We start from the raw sequence: 19,776 nt of genomic DNA, 5'->3' as shown, positions 1-19,776 counted from the left end.
ATGTAGCGAGTTCATTCACGAATGGGCCGCGAGCAACCGTGTAGGGAATGAGTCGACGCCGAGGCGCTTCCATCACCGGCTCCTCAAGCTTCGCTCTTCCCACCAATCCCAGGCCTTGAGTGCTCCACGGGCGGCCCTGCCACCCAGGAAGGAAAGCGTGTCATTCGGCATGGAGACGGATTTTCGGTTCACGATCCAGAAGTCCGTCAGTTCGGTTTTCCTGCCATTGAGCAGATCTGCGATGGTTCGGCCGTTGAGGTGTGTCAGCGCTACGCCGTGGCCAAAGCAACCGCCTGAATAGATGATGCGTTCGTCATCGATGAAGCTGATCTCGGGGACCATGTCGGTGTTCACCGAGACAGGGCCGCCCCATCGATAGGCGATACGCACGTCTTTCAATTGCGGGTATATCCACTTCAAATGGGCTTCGCAGTGCTGCCAGCTCATGGGCGAGGGCACTTCGTCCATGGGGTCCGTCCGGTAGACGACCGCGTCACCGCCACCCATGACGATGCGGCCATCCACAGTGGGGCGATAGTAATGGAGCATCTGCCGGTTATCGCCAAACGACTGCCGTTCCTTCCAGCCGATGCTCTTCCACTGCTCGGCGCTGAGGGGCTCGGTGACGACCTGATAGGTCCAGAGCGGGAATTGCCGAGTCTTGAGTCTGCGGGTGTCTGGAACCTGCCGTGAGTAGGCATTGGTCGCAACCACGATCTTGTCGGCAATGACTTGGCCGCCGGGGGTTTTGACGATGATTGCCGACGCAGTCCTTTCGATATGGGTGACCGGGCTGGTTTCGTAAATTGAAACGCCGGCCGACTCTGCCAGACGCTTGAGTTCGCGGACCTGTTTGCAGGGGTTCAGGTACCCGGTGTCGGATTCATAGATTCCGCCGATAAAACGCTCGGAACGGAAGTCCTGCTGAACCTGGGGCTTGTCCTGCCACTTCAGGTCGCCATCGATGCCGAGTTCCTGGAGCAATTGATAGGTCTTTTTCAAGCGACCCAGTTGCTTCTCGGAGTAGCTGATGCGAACCAGGCCTGTATGGCGGTAATCCGATTGAAAACCGTTTTCCTCGATCAGGTTCCTGGTATGGGCCACCGCCATTTTCAGATAGTGGTGCGCATCGATCATTTTCTGCTTGCCCCAGCGGAGTAACACCATCTCCGGTTCCAGGCCGAAGAGCTTCGTGCTGAAACCCGCATTGCGGCCGCTTGCGCCGAAGCCTATGACCGCAGCTTCCAGCACGACGACGCGAGCGTTGGGGTTGTCCTTCTTGAACTGCCAGGCGGTATTCAGCCCGGTGTAGCCGCCGCCGATGATCGCCACGTCCACCTTCAGGTTTTCTGTCAGGGGCGAGTTGGGCGAGTAATGGCCGTAGTCATGCTGCCAAAAGGATTTGTCGTCTGACGGTGAGGCTGTCTTGTCGGTCATGCTTTCGATCTCTTTTGTTAGTGCATGGCTTCGCCACGTTATTGGGAAAGCAACGTCGTCAGAGTCCAGTTGGCTCGCGGGACGTGGAGGGCACGTGCGTGATTGAGGCGGTACTCAGGGTAGCGGGCTGCTCAAGTGATGAATTGGCAGGGAGTGCCAGAACTTTCAGCAGTGCGCGCCATGGAGGGGGGGCGGTGCTTGCTGGATACAGGAGCAAGCACCTGACAGGGGGAGGGTCAGTGCCGGGAACGGTTGGCGGCGCGGTATTGCTGCGGAGACTGTCCGGTCCAGCGCCGGAACGCGCGAGTGAAGGAGCCTGATTCGGAATAGCCCACCAGCAGGGAAATCTCCGTCATGGAGTATTCCGAGTCCTTCATGTAGGCAAGGGCCAACTCTCGGCGCACATCTTCCACCAGCGCCGAAAACTCTATTCCCTGGTCTTTGAGACGACGCTGCAGCGTACGTCGACTGACCCCAAGCTGCTCGCAGATATCGACCAGGGAGGGCGCGCCGCTGCTCATGTCCGCTGCGATCAGGCGGGTGATCTGCAGCAGAAGTTCGTCCGGTATGTAGCGTTCCTGGCGTTCCTTTTCGAGGTAGGGCTCCAGTGCCTTGTACAGGCGCTCGTTGCCATGTGACACCGGCAGATTCAGCGTCTCGATGGGCAGGTAAAGTCGATTCGTGGGCTGATTGAAATAGAGCGGGCACTGGAAGATGTGTTTGTGCTCCGACAGGTCGCCTGGCCGGTCATGCTCGAAGTCGACGCGAGAAGGCCTTATCTGGCTGTTCGTGATCAGGTTGAGCTGTCGGAGGACGGATGCGATGGCGAACTCGGCGTCCTGCCTTCGATGAATGACGGTTGGATCGGAGACCTGGTAATCGACGTAGACGAAGCGGGCGTCCGTCTCGTACTTGAAGGTCGACTCCTGTGCGAAGACAACGATGAACTGGTGAAGTGTCCTCAGGCATTTTTCGACGCTGGGGGCGCAGTGCAGGGCATGTCCGAGCGCGCCGAAATCATCGGCTTCCGTCTGGTTGCCAAGCACGAGCCCGATGCTGGGGTTCGACCTTCCGGCGGCTTCCCAGAGCGCGACGTACTGCTCGCCGGGTATCTCGACGTCCGGCCTTTCCAGTAACCGGGTATCCAATCCGACCGCATCGAGATGGGGCGCGAAGACTTCTCTGAAGCGGCGGAAGAAGTTTTCGGAGAGGACTGTACGCACTGGTCTCATGGGTTCCACAGCCTTGCTGGTTATGTCGTCGCCGATCTCGCGTTGCCGGGCGTGCCACTTGGGGGCCTCGACCAGGTCGGTGCTGGAAATGCGCCCATTCCCTGCCTGTGGACGTTCGTCGGATCAGCGAACCGGCGCGGATCTTCCGCTCCTTCCTGCAGAAGGGCAATGGGTTGCGGCCGTTGCCGCAGTCGCAACTTGCCCGTTCCTGACTCGCCGTAAAAACGATGGCACCAGATGCCAAATGGGCTGGCGCAAGCGGGCAATCCTTGGCGCCCGCCTTCCAATAATTTTGTGCCCAAGGTGAGCCTGAAGATTTTGGCCAGGTCGTGATGACTGGCCACGTTTTCCCTGCGCGAGCAGGTTGCTCATCCAAACAAGAACAAGATTAGCGGGGCCAGTTCGATGACCGCAACGACACCCAATTCCGACATAGCGCCGGTATTCACGCAGCACCTCCTTTCCATGCCTCGGGCCTCGCCCTCCCGCTGACCCTTCGTGTCCGCGGAGTGCCGCGTTCCTGAAAGATCACAACAAAAACCTCAGGAGAACCCCATGAGATTCTTCCCGCGTTCCATGCTGGGCGGCGCACTGTGCGCGCTGCTCGGCGCCAGCCACCTGCACGCCGCTTCCGCCGCCGATCCCGGCAAGCTCGGCAATGAACTGACTCCCATTGGTGCCGAGAAGGCCGGCAACGCCGATGGCAGCATTCCCGCCTGGGACGGCGGCCTGACCCAGGCCCCGGCCGGGTGGAAACCGGGACACGGTGATCCCTTCGCCGCAGACAAGCCGCTGTACTCCATCGACTCCAGCAACCTGGCCCAGTACCAGGCGCTGCTGCCGGAAGGGCAGGCCGCGCTGATCAAGACCTATCCGGGCTATCGCCTGGATGTCTACCCAACCCGCCGCAGCTGCGCCGTTCCCTCTGAAGTGGCCGAGCGCACCAAGGCGTACGCGGGGCAGAGCCGGATCGGCAGCGACGGTTGGCGGCTGGAGCAGGCCGGGGGGGCGGCGGTTCCGTTCCCGCAGCCGCAGAACGGCGTCGAGGTGTTGTGGAACTACAAGCTGCGCTACATGGCCAAGGCACGCCGTGCGCAGATTTCCCTGCTGATGCGGGAAAAGGGCGGTGCGCTGTTCGAGGTCAAGCAGTGGGCGAACGAGTACTACCCCTATAACGATCCGGCGGTGAAGTCGCCGGCCGACACCGGCGGTATCGAGGCCAAGTTGCTGTACGACGTGGTCTCGCCGTCGTCGCGTGCGGGCGAGATCTATCTGCTGCATGCCCAGTTGGACCGGCCGCAGGATGCCTGGATCTATTTCCCCGGCCAGCGCCGCGTGCGACGGGCCCCGTCGTTCGCCTATGACAACCCGATCGCCGGCTCCGACGGCCTGTACTTCGTCGACCAGATCAACATGTACACCGGTGCCCTGGACCGCTACGACTTCAAGCTGGTCGGCAAGAAGGAAATGGTGGTGCCGTACAACTCCTACAAGCTGGTGGACAAGGCCAACAAGTATCAGGACCTGATCGGCCCGGACTACCTGAACCGAGACGTGCAGCGCTACGAGAAGCACCGCGTCTGGGTCGTGGAGGCGACCGTGAAGTCGGACAAGCGCCACTCCTTCGCCAAGCGCGTGTTCTTCTTCGACGAGGACAGCTGGAACCTGATGCATGTCGACATGTACGACGCCAAGGGCAATCTCTGGCGCGTGCAGGAGGGCACGCTGTGGGCCGACCCCGAGATCCAGGCCTGTACCAGCATGGAGTACGTCGCCTACGACCTGATTGCCCGTCGCTACATCGCCGACAGCTTCACCCAGGAAGGCGAGGTGCTTGACCTGACCGCCGGCCTGCAGGGGCGGATCGACGACAAGCTGTTCAATCCCAATGAACTGCGCCGCCGCGGCGAGCGTTGATCGGCCCGGAGACACTCTCGATGAACAACAACAAGAAGTGCGGTGCCCCGGCACTGCAGGGAACTCCGTGCGCCCGCAATCTGCTGACGTTGGCCGTGATGACCGCCTCGGGCCTGCTGTGGACGCCACAAGGCCATGCCTTCACGTTCGGCTCGGACGATGGCGTCTCGGGCAGCTTCGACTCCACCCTCAGCTATGGCTTCGCCACACGCCTGGAGTCGCCGGACTGCCACCTGCTCGGCGGTGACAGTGGGGGTTGCAACAATGGCACCAGCAATGAGCTCGGCCGCTTCTACAACCTGTCGCGGGGTAACGGTTATGCCAATGCCGATATCAACTACAGCAACGCCGATGACGGCAACCTGAACTACCACAAGCACGACGTGTTTTCCCATGTGGTGAAGGGCACCCATGAGCTGAGCCTGAAGTTCGGCAATGGCTGGAGCGCCCTGGGCCGGGTCGCCTGGGCCAAGGATTTCAAGATGGACGACACGCGCCGAACCGAACTGGATGACCAGGCCGAGCGCGACGCGACCGAACGCCTCGATCTGCTGGACCTGTGGGTGGCCAAGAGCTTCGACGTCGGCGACATGCCGGCCAAGGTCAAGGTGGGCAACCAGGTGATCAGTTGGGGCGAAGAAATCTTCATGCAGGGCGGCATCAACCAGATCAACGCCCTCAGCCTGCCCAAGTACCACACCCCCGGCACCCAGCTGAAGGAAGTCTTCATTCCCGCCCCGATGGCCTCATTCAACCTGGGGCTGACCGACACCCTGAGCCTGGAGGCGTACTACCAGTTCAAGTGGAATGCCTACAGCGTGGACCCGGTCGGCACCTACTTCTCCACCGCGGATGTGGTGGGGGAGGGGCGCCGGCCCATCTTCTACCCCAGCGGCTATGTGGACGGCATCCTCGGCGCGGGGACCTGCGCCGCCGCCACGCCCACCGGGCATTGCGGCGATCCGCTGATCAGCGGCCTGGACGAGGCCACCCTGGTGGCCAACGGCCTGGCTATTCCCTATGGCGGCGAGCGTGAGGCGAAGAACAGCGGCCAGTACGGCGTGGCGCTGCGCTGGACCGCAGAATCCATCGAGACCGAGTTCGGGTTCTACTACCAGCGCTACCACGACAAGTTGCCCTTCGTCGGCTACACCGCGCTGTCCAACCCGGACAACCTGGTGGTGGACAACTTCTTCATCAACTACGGCGAAGACAAGGACCTCTTCGGCCTGTCGATGAACACCATGGTGGGCCCGGTGGCCGTGGCGGGCGAGCTGTCCTATCGGCCCAACGACAGCGTCGGCATCGACCCCACCGTGCCCTTCGGCCAGGCCTTCACAGGCGCCTTCAACAAGTTCAGCGTGTTCGACACCGGCGTACACAATGGCTTCGTCGAGGAGAAGAAGTGGCAGGCCGATCTCAACGCCACCTACACCTTCTCCGCCAACGACCCGCTGGGTTTCATCCCGAGTGCGCTGGGCGCCTCCGACGGTTTAATCCTGGCCGAAGCGGTGGTTGCCCATTACCCGGACCTGGATACCTCGGGCAGGACACCGTACTTCCTGCCGGACTACTCGCTGCCGGACAAGACCTCCTGGGGCTACGTCGCCGAGATCGGCATCAACTACCCCGACCTGTTCGGCACCGGCATCACCGTCACGCCCCAGCTGGATTTCAGCCACGACGTGAACGGCACCACGCCCAACGCGATGCCCTTCGTCGAGGGGCGCAAGTCGCTCACCACCTCCTTGCTGTTCAACTACCGCGACCGCTGGAAGGGCGGTTTGCAGTGGGTGCAGTACTGGGGTGGCGGCGGCAACAACCTGATGGCTGACCGCGACTTCCTCAGCGGCAACCTTTCCTACTCGTTCTAACCCAGCGGTGGCTGCAAGTGGCGAGCCGGCCGGAGCCGTTCCGGACCCGGTCCGTCACCTGTGGCTTGCGTTGAATCGAGGCATTCCATGTTGGCTTCACTCGTGTGGGCGCTCGAGCGCTTTTTCTTCCGCCATCGCCTGGCGACCCTTGGCGTACTGGCCATGATCACCCTGGTCATGGGCCTGTTCGCCATGCGCCTGGAAATGTCGGCTGGTTTCGACAAGCAGCTGCCGCAGCAGCATGCATTCATCAAGACCTTCAACCAGTACCGCGACGTCCTGTTCGGCGCCAACCGCGTCATCGTGGTGCTGCACGCCAAGCAGGGCGACATCTGGAACAAGCAGGCGATGACCCGCCTGTACGACCTGACCCAGACCCTGTTCTTCCTGCCCGGCATCGACCGTCGTAGCGTGACGTCGCTCTGGACGCCGAACACCCGTGCGGTGCAGATCACCGAGGAGGGCATGAAGGCCGAGGATGTGGTCGGCGGCGATGTCACCGTCGGCACCCTCAATGACCAGGCCATCGCGGGAATCCGCGAACGCACCATCATCGGCGGCTTCGTCGGTAGCCTGGTGGCCAACGATCATTCCGGCGCGATGGTGGTGGCCGAGCTGGCGGACCCGGACCCTCAGACTGGCCAGCGCCTGAATTATCTGGCGTTCAGCCAGCGGCTCGAAGACGAGGTGCGCGCCAAGTACTCCGACGCCGACTACGAGGTGCAGATCATCGGCTTCGCCAAGCAGATGGGGGACATCGGCGCTGGCGCCAAGAGTGTGGTGGGCTTCTTCGCGCTGGCGTTCGTACTCACGGCACTGGCCGTCTACTGGTACACGCGCTCCTGGGTGCTGACCTTCCTGCCGCTGTTCTGCTCCCTGGTATCGGTGGTCTGGCAGTTCGGCACCCTGACCTTGCTGGGCTACGGCCTGGACCCCCTGGCGATCCTGGTGCCGTTCCTGGTGTTCGCCATCGGCGTGTCCCACGGCGTGCAGCAGGTCAACTTCATCTCCAGGGAAGTCTGCGCCGGTGCCGATGGCATGACGGCGGCCCGGCGCAGTTTTGGTGGTCTGCTGATTCCAGGCACCCTGGCACTGATCACTGCCTTCGTCGGTTTCGCCACCCTGGTGCTGGTGCCCATCCCGATGATCCGCGAGCTGGCTATCACCGCCTCGGTGGGTGTGGCCTACAAGATCGTCACCAACCTGATCATGCTGCCGGTGCTGGCTAGCTACTTCCGCTTCGATGCCGCTTATGTGGCGCGCGTGGAACGCCTGCGCCACTGGCGCGACAACGCCATGGTCCGCCTCGGCCGTATCGCCGAACCACGCAATGCTGCAATCGGCGGCGCGCTGTGCCTGGTGCTCATGGCGCTGGCCGTGTGGCAGAGCCAGGGGCGCCATGTTGGCCATGTGCTTCCCGGAGCCCCGGAACTGCACGCCGATTCGCGCTACAACCAGGACGTGGAAAGCGTGGTCAACCATTTCGCCCTGGGGCTGGATCTGTTCACAGTGGCCGTGGAAACCCCCGAGGGCGGTTGCTACCGGCACGATGTGATGCGCTATGTGGACCGCCTGACCTGGTACCTCGGCAACGTGCCGGGCGTGCTCTCGGCCCAGTCCTTGCCGGCCCTGACCAAGCTCTCGGCTTCCGGCGTCAACGAGGGCAACCCCAAGTGGGCGGCATTGCCGATGGACGAATTGTCCCTGGGCGAAGCGGTGCGCCAGGTGCCCGAGGCCCTGCGCCTGTACAACGCCAACTGCACCCTGCTGCCGGTCAACCTGTACCTGGCCGACCACAAGGCCAGCACCCTGAAGCGGGTGGTGCAGGCGGTGGAGCGCTACCGCGCCGAGCATGGGCTTGAGGGCGTGACGGTGCGCCTGGCCAGCGGCAATGCGGGCGTGCAGGCCGCCACCAATGAGGTGGTGGAAAGCTCCGAGCTGCCGATGATGCTCTACGTGTACCTGACCATCCTGCTGCTGGTGTTCCTGGTGTACCGCGACTGGCGAGCAATGGTTGCCTGCTGCCTGCCGCTGACCCTGGCCACCTTCCTCGGCTACTGGTTCATGAAGGAGCTGGACATCGGCCTGACCGTCGCAACCCTGCCGGTGATGGTGCTCGCCGTGGGCATTGGCGTGGATTACGCGTTCTACATCTATAACCGCCTGCAGATGCATCTCGCCGAGGGCCAGGACATCGTCAGCGCCTTCAAGCAGGCGCTTCGCGAAGTGGGTGTGGCCACGGTGTTCACCGCGCTCACCCTGTCGGTGGGGGTCGCCACCTGGTCCTTCTCGGCGCTGAAGTTCCAGGCCGACATGGGCCTGCTGCTCACCTTCATGTTCATGGTCAACATGATCATGGCCATCACCCTGCTGCCGGCCATTGCCGTGATGCTGGACACCCTGATTCCGCGACGGGGGCCGGTGCGCGCGCCCCTGGTCGCGCACTGAAGAGGAGGACGCCCGATGTCCGCAATCCATTCCCTGCGCCTGCCGTTGGCGGTTCTGCTCCTGGCCGCCACCGGCATGCTGCACGCCGCCGAGGACAGCGCGCCGGCCATGCAGTTGGCCGAACCGCAACGAGCGCCCTTGGTGGCGGTGGCCCAGGCCGGTCAGCGGCTGGCAGCCTTGGGTGACCACGGTGTGGTGGTGCTGTCCGATGACGGCCAGGCCTGGCGCCAGGCCAGGAGCGTGCCGGTGGACGGTCTGCTCACCGCGCTGAGCTTCGCCGATGCCCGGCAGGGCTGGGCGGTGGGCCATGGTGGCCTGGTGTTGCACACCGCTGACGCTGGCGAAACCTGGGACCTGCAGGCGCGCCTGGAAGGCCAGCCGGTATTGCTCTCGGTGTGGTTCGAAAACGCCCTGCACGGCATTGTCACCGGCGCCTACGGCTACGCGGCCGAGACTCGTGATGGCGGCCGCAGTTGGCAGCGCCTGACGGTCAGCGCCGACGGTGACGACTATCACCTCAACCACCTCTTTCCCGGACCGAAAGGCAGTCTGTTCATCGCTGCCGAGATGGGCAACGCCTACCGCTCCCTGGATGGCGGTGCCACCTGGCAGCTTCTCGATACCGGCGCCAGCGGCTCGCTGTGGACCGGGCTTGGCCTGCGCGATGGCCGGCTGCTGCTGGCCGGCATGAGCGGCCGGGTGCTGCGAAGCGACGACCTGGGTGAGAGCTGGCACGAACTGGACAGTGGCAGCGAGGAAGCCATCACCGCCATTGCACAACTGCCCGATGGCCGTGTGGCGCTGGCCGGCAATGGCGGGTTGGTGGGCCTGTCAGACCCCGGGGTAGGACGGTTCACCGCGACGATCCGGGAAGATCGCCTGAACCTGGCAGCGCTGGCGCCCTTGGCCAGCGGCAGCCTGCTGCTGTTCGGTCCTTCGGGTGTGCTGCCCCAGGAGAGCGGCACACGTCCGCAGCCCTGACGCCAGATGCCAAACGGGGTGACGCGGCCAGCCAAGCCTGCGCCGTGGCGCCATCCCTAGACTGCAGGCTCGGCGCTGCTTGCCGGGCCCTCAATCCAAGCCATCGGAACAACCCTATGCTGAAGCCTTCATTACGAAACCTGCTGTGCGGCCTGTCGCTGGCCGTCCTGGCGCTACCCGCCGTGGCGACGTTCCAACCGGAACAGGCCCATGTGCAAGTGCTGGGTGACCACAAGGAGCAGGACTGGTTCTGGATCTGGGGCAGCAACGCTCCCAATATGGTGGACGGGCGCGCCTATCTGTTCGCCGACGACGGCCGCAATCTCGGCGTGCTGAACACCGGCATGTGGTCCAACGGCCTGGTCTTCTCCCGCAAGCGCGACGAGCTCTATGCCACCGAGATCTTCTTCAGCCGGGGCGTACGCGGTACCCGCTCGGACGTGGTGACGGTGTATGACGCCCACACCCTGAGCCCTAAGCAGGAGATCGGCATTCCCGCCAAGCGCATGACGGCGCTGATCTCCACGGGAATCAGCGTCCTGTCGGACGACGAGCGCTTCCTGCTGGTGCTCAACTTCACCCCGGCCCAATCCATTTCCATCGTCGACCTGGAGTCCCACCGCTTCGTCGGCGAAGTCGCGACGCCGGGCTGCGCGTCCATCTACCCGGCGGGACCGCGCGACTTCTACGCCATCTGCGGCAACGGCGGCTTCTTCCACCTCAGCCTCGACGATGCCGGACAGGTCCGCGTGCAATCCCGCACCACGCCGGCCTTCGATCCGCTCAAGGACCTGATCCTCACCACCGGGGTGCGCCAGGGCGATACCTGGTACTTCGTCTCCCAACAGAACCACGCCTATGGCATCCGCATGAACGCCGAGGGCGTCGAGACCACCCGGCAGTGGTCCCTGGTCAGCGACCAGGAGCGTGCCGATGGCTGGGGCGTGGCGGGCAACCACGGCACCGCGCTGCACGAACGCAGCGGGCGGCTGTTCGTGCTGATGCACCAGGACAAGCCGGAGAACTACCAGAAGCCGGGCACCGAGGTCTGGGTCTTCGACATCGCCACGCAACAGCGGTTGGCGCGCGTCGAGTTGAAGGAGCAGAGCACCGCCATCGGCGTCAGCCAGGGCGAGCAGCCGCGTCTCTACAGCCTCGACTGGCTGGTGCCCATGCCGTCGCTGTTCACCACCTGGATCTACCTGACCGAGGGCGAGACCGGGCTGGGACCGTTGCTGCGCCAGGGCATCAACCTCTACGACGCCGACAGCGGCAAGCACCTGCGCAGCGTCGGCGACATTCCCCTGGGATTCATGAACGTGGTGGCGCCATGGTGATCGCGGCCTTTCTCCAGGACCCCTTGGTCCACTTCGCCTGCGCAGGCGGCCTGGCGTTGCTGCTGGGCTCTGCGGGACTGCACAAGTTGCGCGATGGCCAGGGTTTCGCTCGGGTGCTTGAGGGCTACGGAACCGCTTTTGGCGGGCATCTGATGGGGCGTGCACAAGGCCTGCTCAGGGTGCTGGCGCCGACCCTCGAGCTGCTTGCAGCCGCCGGCGTGCTGATGAGCCCCTGGTTGCCCCTGATGGTGCTGCCTGCCGTGTTGTTGCTGGCGCTCTATGCCGTGGTGCTCGCCCTGGGCGCGCGGCGCGGAGCGGCCATCGAGGATTGCGGCTGCCATTGGGGCGGCCGGCCCCAGGCGCCGAGCCGGGGCCTGGTGTGGCGCAACCTGGTACTGCTGCTGCCTGCCCTCAACCTGCTGCTGCCGGCGCAGAGCCGTCCCCTGGTGTGGTTCGACGCCATCACCTTGGCCGGCGCCGTTCTCAGCGGCCTGGCTTTCTATCTGCTGGCGAACCTGCTGATTGCCAATCGTACTTCCCTGCAAGAGTTGATCGAGCCATGACACATGCACTGATGATCTCCAGCCTTTTCTCCTGGCTGACCACCCTCGGCCTGGCCGTTGCCGTCTGGGCCCTGGCACGCCAGATCGGCCTGCTGCACGAACGCATCCGCCCGGTGGGAGCCCTGTCCCTCGGCAAGTCCATCAAGGCCGGGGAGACGGCGCCGCGCTTCACCTTGCCCAGCCTCACCGGTGGCTCGATCAACCTCGGCGGAGCCAGCGAGCGGGGCCAGTCGACCCTGCTGTTCTTCCTCTCCGAGACCTGCCCGGTGTGCAAGACGCTGCTGCCAGTGCTCCGCTCGGTGCGCGATCAGGAGGGTTCCCGGCTGCGCATCGTGCTGGCCAGCGACGGTGAGACAGCGGCCCACGAGGCCTTCATCGCCGCCCAGCGTCTGCAGGATTTCCCCTACCTGCTGTCCCGTGAGGTGGGCCTGGCCTACCAGATCAGCAAGCTGCCCTATGCCGTGCTGATCGACGCGGCCGGCACCGTGGTCACCCACGGCCTGATCAATACCCGTGAACACTTGGAAAGCCTGTTCGAAGCCCAGGCCCTGGGCGTTCCCTCGATCCAGGCCTGGCAGGCGTCGCGCCAGGCGGCCGAACATTCCCTTTATCAGCAGGTGCACTGAGCATGGCGATCCGATGGTTTGACGAAGCCACCGAACTTTTCACCCGGCGAACCGTGCGGGGCACTTCCCGTCGAGGGTTTCTCGGTGGACTGGGCACGCTGATGATCGGTGCCGGCGCGGCGACACTGCTGCCGGTGTACCGCAGCAACGCCTTCGCCCAGTCCGGCGGTGGCCTGGTGGAGGAGGGCGACCCCAACAGCTGCGACTACTGGCGCTACTGCGCCATCGACGGGTTCCTCTGCGGCTGCTGCGGCGGCTCGCCGACCAGCTGCCCGCCCGGCACCGTGCGCTCGGACATCACCTGGATCGGCACCTGCCGTAATCCGGCGGACGGCAAGGACTACGTCATCTCCTACAACGACTGCTGTGGCAAGAGCAGCTGCGGCCGCTGCGTTTGCCAGCGCGACGAAGGCGACACGCCGCTCTATCGCCCGCAAAGCTCCAACGACCTCAATTGGTGCTCCGGCAGCCATGCCGACATGCCCTATCACTGCTCCCTGTCGGTAGTGATCGGGATGAAGGAGTAGGCCATGGCACTTCGCGTGCTCGCCGCCCTGGCCCTTACCGTGTCGTTGGTGACTGCGGCGCCGTTCGCGACGGCCACCGAGCCGCGCCAGTTCGACTACATGCTCAATTGCCAGGGCTGCCACCTGCCGGACGGCAGCGGCAACCCTGCGCGGCAGGTGCCGGCCTTCCCGGGTCAGCTGGGCAAGTTTCTTAGCGTGCCGGGCGGGCGCGAGTACCTGGTGCAGGTGCCGGGCTCGGCGCTGTCGGGGCTCTCCGACGAAGCGCTGGCCGGGGTCCTCAACTGGATGCTGGAAAGCTTCAGCGCAGCCGAGCTGCCGGCTGGCTTCAAGCCCTATACCGGCGCCGAACTTCACCTCTGGCGCCAGTCTCCCCCCGCGGATATCGAGCGTGTCCGCCGTGAACTGCTGGAGCGCATTGCCCAGCAAGAAGAACAACGACGCGAGGGAATCTGAACACATGAAGCACCCCATATACATCGGCGCGCTCCTGCTCGCCGCGAGCCTGCACGCCCAGGCCGAATCGGCTCTCGACCTCACCCGAGTGCAAACCTGCGCCGCCTGCCATGGCGACCGGGGGCAGGGCAACCCGGCGCTCGGCGCCCCCCGGCTGGCCGGACAGCAGGCGGATTACCTGCTCCAGCAGTTGCAGGGTTTCAAGGACGGGCGACGAGGCTATGACGACCGCGACAGCCACGGCGCCCAGATGCGCGCGGTGGTAGCGAGCCTCGATGAAGCCGACTTCGCGCCACTGGCCCGTCACTACGCTGACCAGGATGCAGGCCCAAACAGCGCGTCCACCCAGCCCGACACCAGCGGCAAGGTCGCCTACCAGGGCACCTGCGCCGCCTGCCACGGCCCGGAGGCGGAAGGCTATGCCCATCTCAAGACCGCGAACCTGCGCATCCTCGACCCGGCCTACCTGGAACGCCAGCTCAGCCATTACGCCCAGGGCCTGCGCGGCGCCGACGGTCACGCTGACCAGCACGGCATCTGGATGCGCGGCATCGCCCTGCAGATTGGCGGAGATGCCGAGCGCAAGGCGATCGTCGACTACATCGGCACCCTGGCGGCCGGTCACTAATCCCTTCACCTGCGGTTTTTTGTAGGAGCGAGCTTGCTCGCGAAAGGGCCGGCTCTGCCTGATTTCTTCAATGAGGTTCCAATCAGAATGCCTTCCAAAGAGTTCATCAAAGGGTTTCGCCACGAACTGGCCAATCGTGCTTTTGCTTTTCTGGCTGTGGGGCGGATGGCGGAGCGCCTTGAGGGAGACGCGCGCGGCCTGTTCTGGAAAACCTATCTGGAGCTGGAGGTATTCAACGGCCCGCGCTACGAGGTCGCCGCCAGGAGATGGGGACTTGGCGTGACGCCGGGAATAGGGAGCAGGCTCAAGGCCTGGGCGGTTTCCTCAGTGCCGAACGCGTTCCATGGGCTGTTGCTGAAGGTCGTCTACCGCGAAACGCTGAAGTATCTCGAGTGGCTGAAAGACCTGCGACGACAGGGACCGGCAGATGCCAGGGCGTTCCTCGACTACATGGTTCATCAGGAGGAAGTGCAGATCGAGATGATGCGGATCGCCTTGACCGGCCACTATTCGGAGATCACGGGCAGTGCCGATGATTTCTTCCTGAAGTACAACGGCCGGGTGCGGCTTTTCAATGACGGTGAGTCGCGCACTTCGATGGAGAGCTCTCCGCACTAGCGTGTGCGCCTGAAACGGTCGCGATAGGTCGTAGGCGTCAGTTCCGTTCGAGCCAGGAACAGGCGGGAGAACGAACTGGCGTCCGAATATCCGATCTCATTGATGATGGTTTCGATGTTCATGTCGGTGATCTCCAGAAGCTGTTTGGCGGCTTCAATCCGGAGATTCTGCAGATAGGTAATGGGCTGCATGCCGAGCGCGGTATTGAAGCGCCGGGTGAGGGTGCGCTGGCTGACGGACAGCTCGTCCGCCAGCGTCTTTATGCTCACGGGCTTTCGCATGTCCTGCTGCAATCGATACTGGGCTTTGGCGACCAGGCTGTCGCCGTGATCCTCGGTGCCCGATAGCGGGAGGTAGGCTGCCTGTGCGGTTTGACCCACATCCACCAACAGGGTCTTGGCGCAGAGCGAGGCAATGGATTGCGAGAAGAAATGCTCGATCATCCGCAGCGCCAGATGCTGGTAGGTGGGTATCCCGCCTGCGCAGATCAACCGCTCATCCTCGGTGAGCAGGTGCCTGACATCGAGGTGCACGCGCGGATAGCGCTGACGGAAACGCCGCTCCAGCCACCAGGTGGTCGTGGCATTGCGTTTGTCCAGCAGACCCACCTCGGCCAGCAGGAATGTGCCGGTGCAATTGGCGGCAATGATCGCGCCTCGTTGCCATTGGCGAGCGACCCAGTTACAGAGGTTTGCCTGGGATTCGAGGAAGCGTTCGAACGCTTCCTGGCCGCTGTAGAAGACGCCGGGGATATACACCAGGTCGAATGCCTGGTCGTGGCTGGCTATTGATTCCGTGGCCAGGCTCAGGCCACCGCTGACATTGACCGGGCCGCCTGCCAGCGAGACGAACTTCCATTCGAAGGGCTTCATGTGCTCGCCGAACTGCTTGCGGGCATGGGCGTTGGCGACCTGGAAGAGGTCCATCAGCCCAGTCAGGCTGGAGGCATAGCAACCTTCGAGAGTGATCAATGCGACGCTGGGCATGGCTGAATCTCACGTATGTCTGCTTTCGCATAGTAACTGTCAAATTCGCCAATCCACTAGAGCAAAAGCGCTCCTTAGACTCGTCGCCATCGATCAACCCAGCCCAGACAGGTGAATGATGGCAATGCATCCCAAGCGAATGGCCGATGAGCTTTATCACGACTTGATGTCCTCCGAAGCGGTGCGTGAAATCCGCAGAGAGGTCCGCGCATTTGCCGACGAGTTCGTTGCGCCCCGTGCCTATGAGATCGCTCATCGAGATGAGAGCGTGGAGAGCTTCCCCCGTGATGTGTTCGATGCGATGGCCCGCCAGGGCATCTTCAGGATTCCGTTTGCCTCCCGTGATGGCGGCCGTGGTCTGGAGCACCGGGTGCTGGCGACGGCCACCGTCTGTGAGGAACTGGCCTACCACAGCAACTCGATTGCCGCGGTGTTCGACGTGCACTGCATCCTCGCCGGCCGGACCCTGGAAAGAGGGAGTGACTTCATCCGCGACCGCTATCTCAAGCCGCTGATCAATGGCGACAAGATCGGCGCCTTCGCCACGACCGAGCCGCTGGCCAGCACCGACCTGTCGCCCAAGGCGGTTTCGACCTTCGCCCGGCGTGACGGGGACCGCTACATCATCAATGGACAGAAGCGCTTCATCAGCAATTCGCCGGTTGCCGATTTCATCGTCGTGCTCTGCCGCAGCGAGGAAGACGGCATGGTCGAACTGGTGGTGGAGACCAACCAGCCGGGCGTGCGGATCGGCAAGCCCGACCGGAAAATGGGAAACCGCGGGCAGCTGACCGCCGATGTGCATTTCAGCGACGTGGAGGTGCCGGTCGAGCGGCGGATCGGTGAGCCGAACCAAGGGTTGCGACTGGCCCTGGCGACCCTGACCTTCGGGCGGATTGGCATTGCCGCGACAGGTGTCGGCATGGCGCAATCGGCGTTCGACCATTCGACCGCGCATCTCGTTAGCCGAGAGGCGTTCGGCAAGAAGCTTGGTGCGTTCCAGCATTGGCAGTTCCGCATGGCCGAGCGCGCCACGCAGATCGAGAACGCGCGCAACCTCTACATCAAGGCCGCCTTGCGGATGGACCAGGGCGTCGAGTTTCCTGAGCCGGAAGCGGGAATGGCCAAGTTCTACGCCACCGAGGCGGCCGGGGACATGGCGCGTGATGGCGTGCAGATCTTCGGCGGCTATGGCTTCCTGCGGGAGCTTTCCGAAGACGGCAGCCACTACAAGGTGGAAGAGATCTACCGGGACAACAAGATCAGCGAGATCTACGAAGGCACCAACGAGATCCAGCGCATGGTCATTGCACGGCAGATCTTCGGGAAGGAGCTAGTGGGCTAGTCCCCGAGGAAACGGTTGGCACTCTGTTTCGCGAGGTGCGGAGTGCCGACAACCTGTGCTATCTGCGTGCTCCAGTTGTTTTGAATTCCAGAGAAGCGAAGAAAATGACCAGACTCCGCAGTGATGCATCCATCGAGCAACTCAATCGTCTTGGCAACGACTGTCTTCCCGGTTTGTTCGGCGTGGAAATGACTGAGCTGGCCGAGGGGGCGATGAACAGTCGAATGACGATCCAGCCCGCGCATCTCGCACCGAATGGCTATCTGCACGCCGCAACCATCGTCGCCCTCGCGGACACGACCTGCGGCTACGCCACCATGGCCCACCTGCCTGATGGTGCGCTTTCCTTCACCACGATCGAGCTGAAGAGCAATCATCTGGGGACGCTCAGGCAGGGTGCGCTGCGCTGTGAGGCGCGCGCGCAGCATCTCGGGAGAACCACTCAGGTCTGGGATGCGGTCGTGACGGACGAAGCCTCCGGCCAGAAGCTTGCCTTGTTCCGTTGTACCCAGATGGTGCTTTGGCCGAAGCCTTGAACGCGGCTCAGTTGGCCGAGGCCACTCCCTCGTCGCGGCAGGCCGAAGGACTTAGCCCGGTCCAGCGCTTGAAGGCCCGGCGGAAGCCTCGCACGTCGCTGTAGCCGAGTTCTTCGGCAATTCGCTCGATGGGCATGTCCGGGTTGTTCAGCAGGCTCAAGGCGCGTGCGCGGCGCACCTGCTCCAGCAAGGCGTCGAAGGTCACGGCGTGCTCGGCCAGTCGTCGGCGCAGGGTGCGGCTGCTCATGTTGAGGTCGCCGGCGACTTTCTCGATCTGGCTGCCATGGGGCAGGTCGCGGGCGATGGCGCGTTCCACGGTCTGCAGCAGGTCTATTTTCTGCTGCACCTGGGCGCTCTCCAGTTCCAGCAGATTGAGCGCCTGGCGCAGGGCGACAGGGTGGTGGGTGGGCAGTTGAGTGTCCAGCCAATGGCTGGCGATCACCATGCGGTTGTGCAGGCAGCCGAAATGCACGTTCGGCCCCAGCAGGCGGAGGTACTCGGCTTCGTAGGTCGGGGCGGCGTGGGTGAACTCGAAACGCAGGGGCTGGAAGTCGGCACTGATCAGCGCGCGGTTGTAGACCATGACGCTGGCGAAGAACTCCTCCACCGCAAATACCTGGACGTCGGCGTAAGGCAGTCGGCATTCCACCTCGAGGAAACTCTCCTCGGCGCCTTCCTGCAGGCTGGACACCGCCATGCCGCCGGACGTGTGCTGGAAGCGCACGCCGATCTCGAAGGCATCGCGCAGGGTCCTGCACAGGGACAGCACATGGCCTAGCAGGCCGAGGGTACCGAGCACGTTGCGGTGCCCGACCCAGAGGCCGAGACCCCGATCGGGGAGCGCCGTGAGCGCGCGCTGGATCATCGTTGTCGCCTGCCGATAGGAGATGCGCTGGGCAGGGTCCTGCAGGTCGTCCGGGGTGAACCCCAGGCCCCGGCACAGGCGCTCGCTGCTGACACCTTTGTCGCTCGCGACTTCCGCCAGGGTTTGCAGCAGGAAGGGCGAAACCAGGGCCAGTTCGAATGGGGAATCGATGGTTTTCATGGGCATGGAGAGCTGCTCCCGAGCTGGGGCGCCTTCGGTTCTTGTTCTGGATTGCAGTGTGCAGCCTGGGCGCAGCGGCGGAGCCATCTTATCGCGTTCGTGGGCGGACCATGGGTGGATGTAACAAAAGATTGCGGCCTGTCCCCGAAAGCCCCCCTGATTGGCCGGCAATGCCCTGCATCATCTGGCGTTGAGCGCTTATTTCTATGCTGTGCCCAGGGCCATGCCCGGGCGTCGTCCGCCAACAATAAGAATGAGCCCAACCATGAACCCGATCCGTGTTCCCCAACTGCCATTGCTGGCAGCCTCCCTCGCCATTGCGTCGTCCCTCGCGCTACAGGCCCACGCCACCGAAAACGGTGTCGACAACATCGGTCCCGGTACCGATGGCTTCTTCGTCCTGCCGCTGGACGTGAACAACCTGCCGGACCACATGTTCGCCTTCAACCTCTACTACAACCACTACGAGGCTAAGAAGCTGGACATCAGCTCCCTCGGCGGCAAGGTGCCGGACGTGAAGATCACGTCCGATGCGATCATCCCGCGCCTGGACTACCTGAGCCCGCTGCGGGTCTTCGGCGGCCGCCTGGGTGGCTATGTCGCGCAACCCTACATGCGCCAGCAGGTCTCGCTGTTCGGCCTGGATGATCGCCGTGAGAGCCAGGGCGACACCACGGTCGCTCCGATCATCCTCTGGGACATGGGCAAGGACCTGACCCTGGGTGCCGCGCTGGAGATCACGCTGCCCACCGGCGACTACGACGCCACGCGCCTGGCCAACACTAGCAACAACTTCTACACCTACAAGCCGCTGGTTTCCGCGACCTGGCTGCCCACCGAGCGCACCGAACTGTCAGTCAAGGCCACCTACAGCTTCAACGAGGAAAACCACGACACCGACTACCGCTCCGGGCAGTTGTTCCACTTCGACTATTCCGCCAGCTACAGGGTGACCGACAACCTCAGGCTGGGTCTGAACGGCTACTACCTGAAGCAGACCACCGACGACGAGCAGTTCGGCCGGACCGTGACCTTCATGGGCGAGGACGTCGACGACGGCGTGCGTGGCCAGGTGTTCGCCATTGGCCCGGCCGCGTACCTGACCTTCTTCAAGTACGCCAGTTTCGAGATGCGCTGGGCCAAGGAATACGCCGTGGAGAATCGCCCCGAGGGCGAAATGTTCTGGGCCAAGCTGAACCTGCCGTTCACCCTCTGATCATTCC

18 protein-coding genes are annotated in these 19,776 nt (G+C 63.6%); 14 read left to right on the top strand and 4 right to left on the bottom strand.

The genetic code is table 11. The annotated features are described in order from the left end of the window. Window positions 1-72 precede the first annotated feature (72 nt). Window positions 73-1,437 (bottom strand): FAD-binding oxidoreductase, encoded by a 1,365-nt coding sequence (locus E8F06_RS12555; RefSeq protein ID WP_280367556.1) that lies wholly within the window; start codon window positions 1,435-1,437, stop codon window positions 73-75. A 236-nt stretch (window positions 1,438-1,673) separates the two neighbouring features. Next, window positions 1,674-2,669: an AraC family transcriptional regulator gene (locus tag E8F06_RS12550; protein ID WP_280367554.1), complete on the bottom strand. Its 996-nt coding sequence runs from the start codon at window positions 2,667-2,669 to the stop codon at window positions 1,674-1,676. A gap of 555 nt (window positions 2,670-3,224) precedes the next feature. On the opposite strand from E8F06_RS12550, the gene E8F06_RS12545 reads away from it, so the two are divergent. The 11 genes from E8F06_RS12545 (at window position 3,225) to E8F06_RS12495 (ending at window position 14,641) form a co-directional block, all read left to right on the top strand. Then, entirely contained in the window at window positions 3,225-4,586 is a 1,362-nt protein-coding gene (locus tag E8F06_RS12545) for a DUF1329 domain-containing protein (RefSeq protein WP_280367552.1), read from the top strand. Window positions 4,587-4,606: 20 nt separating this feature from the next. Next, window positions 4,607-6,460 carry a DUF1302 domain-containing protein gene (locus E8F06_RS12540; RefSeq protein ID WP_280367550.1) on the top strand — a complete coding sequence of 618 codons (1,854 nt, stop codon included), beginning with the start codon at window positions 4,607-4,609 and terminating at the stop codon, window positions 6,458-6,460. 87 nt (window positions 6,461-6,547) lie between these two features. Then, window positions 6,548-8,908, top strand: coding sequence for an efflux RND transporter permease subunit (locus E8F06_RS12535; RefSeq protein ID WP_280367548.1), 2,361 nt, complete (start codon window positions 6,548-6,550; stop codon window positions 8,906-8,908). Between the two features lie 15 nt (window positions 8,909-8,923). After that, entirely contained in the window at window positions 8,924-9,889 is a 966-nt protein-coding gene (locus E8F06_RS12530) for a YCF48-related protein (protein WP_280367545.1), read from the top strand. Between the two features lie 116 nt (window positions 9,890-10,005). Further along, window positions 10,006-11,226, top strand: coding sequence for an amine dehydrogenase large subunit (locus E8F06_RS12525; protein ID WP_280367543.1), 1,221 nt, complete (start codon window positions 10,006-10,008; stop codon window positions 11,224-11,226). Next, on the top strand, window positions 11,220-11,789 hold the full coding sequence (locus E8F06_RS12520; protein ID WP_280367540.1) for a MauE/DoxX family redox-associated membrane protein: 570 nt from the start codon (window positions 11,220-11,222) through the stop codon (window positions 11,787-11,789). Before E8F06_RS12525 ends, E8F06_RS12520 begins: the two co-directional genes overlap by 7 nt. Then, on the top strand, window positions 11,786-12,415 hold the full coding sequence (locus tag E8F06_RS12515; RefSeq protein ID WP_280367538.1) for a redoxin domain-containing protein: 630 nt from the start codon (window positions 11,786-11,788) through the stop codon (window positions 12,413-12,415). Before E8F06_RS12520 ends, E8F06_RS12515 begins: the two co-directional genes overlap by 4 nt. Before the next feature lie 2 nt (window positions 12,416-12,417). Further along, window positions 12,418-12,942 (top strand): methylamine dehydrogenase light chain, encoded by a 525-nt coding sequence (locus E8F06_RS12510; RefSeq protein ID WP_280367536.1) that lies wholly within the window; start codon window positions 12,418-12,420, stop codon window positions 12,940-12,942. 3 nt (window positions 12,943-12,945) lie between these two features. Beyond that, a complete protein-coding gene (locus tag E8F06_RS12505; RefSeq protein WP_280367534.1) occupies window positions 12,946-13,395 on the top strand; it encodes a hypothetical protein in 450 nt (149 codons plus the stop codon). Between the two features lie 4 nt (window positions 13,396-13,399). Continuing rightward, window positions 13,400-14,023, top strand: coding sequence for a c-type cytochrome (locus E8F06_RS12500; RefSeq protein WP_280367532.1), 624 nt, complete (start codon window positions 13,400-13,402; stop codon window positions 14,021-14,023). 33 nt (window positions 14,024-14,056) lie between these two features. Then, entirely contained in the window at window positions 14,057-14,641 is a 585-nt protein-coding gene (locus E8F06_RS12495) for a hypothetical protein (RefSeq protein ID WP_280367531.1), read from the top strand. On the opposite strand, the gene E8F06_RS12490 is transcribed toward E8F06_RS12495, so the two are convergent. After that, window positions 14,638-15,567 carry a helix-turn-helix domain-containing protein gene (locus tag E8F06_RS12490; RefSeq protein ID WP_280367529.1) on the bottom strand — a complete coding sequence of 310 codons (930 nt, stop codon included), beginning with the start codon at window positions 15,565-15,567 and terminating at the stop codon, window positions 14,638-14,640. The two genes, E8F06_RS12495 and E8F06_RS12490, sit on opposite strands and share 4 nt — an antisense overlap. Window positions 15,568-15,751: 184 nt before the next feature. Here E8F06_RS12490 and E8F06_RS12485 point away from each other — a divergent pair, with 184 nt between their 5' ends. Both E8F06_RS12485 and E8F06_RS12480 read left to right on the top strand, forming a co-directional pair. Continuing rightward, window positions 15,752-16,972 carry an acyl-CoA dehydrogenase family protein gene (locus E8F06_RS12485; protein ID WP_280367527.1) on the top strand — a complete coding sequence of 407 codons (1,221 nt, stop codon included), beginning with the start codon at window positions 15,752-15,754 and terminating at the stop codon, window positions 16,970-16,972. Between the two features lie 104 nt (window positions 16,973-17,076). After that, window positions 17,077-17,508 (top strand): PaaI family thioesterase, encoded by a 432-nt coding sequence (locus E8F06_RS12480; protein WP_280367525.1) that lies wholly within the window; start codon window positions 17,077-17,079, stop codon window positions 17,506-17,508. 7 nt (window positions 17,509-17,515) lie between these two features. On the opposite strand, the gene E8F06_RS12475 is transcribed toward E8F06_RS12480, so the two are convergent. Next, a complete protein-coding gene (locus E8F06_RS12475; RefSeq protein WP_280367523.1) occupies window positions 17,516-18,559 on the bottom strand; it encodes an AraC family transcriptional regulator in 1,044 nt (347 codons plus the stop codon). A gap of 259 nt (window positions 18,560-18,818) precedes the next feature. Between E8F06_RS12475 and E8F06_RS12470 the strand changes: the two genes are divergently transcribed. Next, window positions 18,819-19,769 (top strand): transporter, encoded by a 951-nt coding sequence (locus E8F06_RS12470; RefSeq protein ID WP_280367521.1) that lies wholly within the window; start codon window positions 18,819-18,821, stop codon window positions 19,767-19,769. The last annotated feature ends 7 nt before the right edge of the window (window positions 19,770-19,776 follow it).

Source organism: Pseudomonas sp. BN411 (genome assembly GCF_029871235.1).
Lineage (GTDB): Bacteria > Pseudomonadota > Gammaproteobacteria > Pseudomonadales > Pseudomonadaceae > Metapseudomonas.
This window is presented reverse-complemented; position numbering and strand designations above follow the sequence as displayed.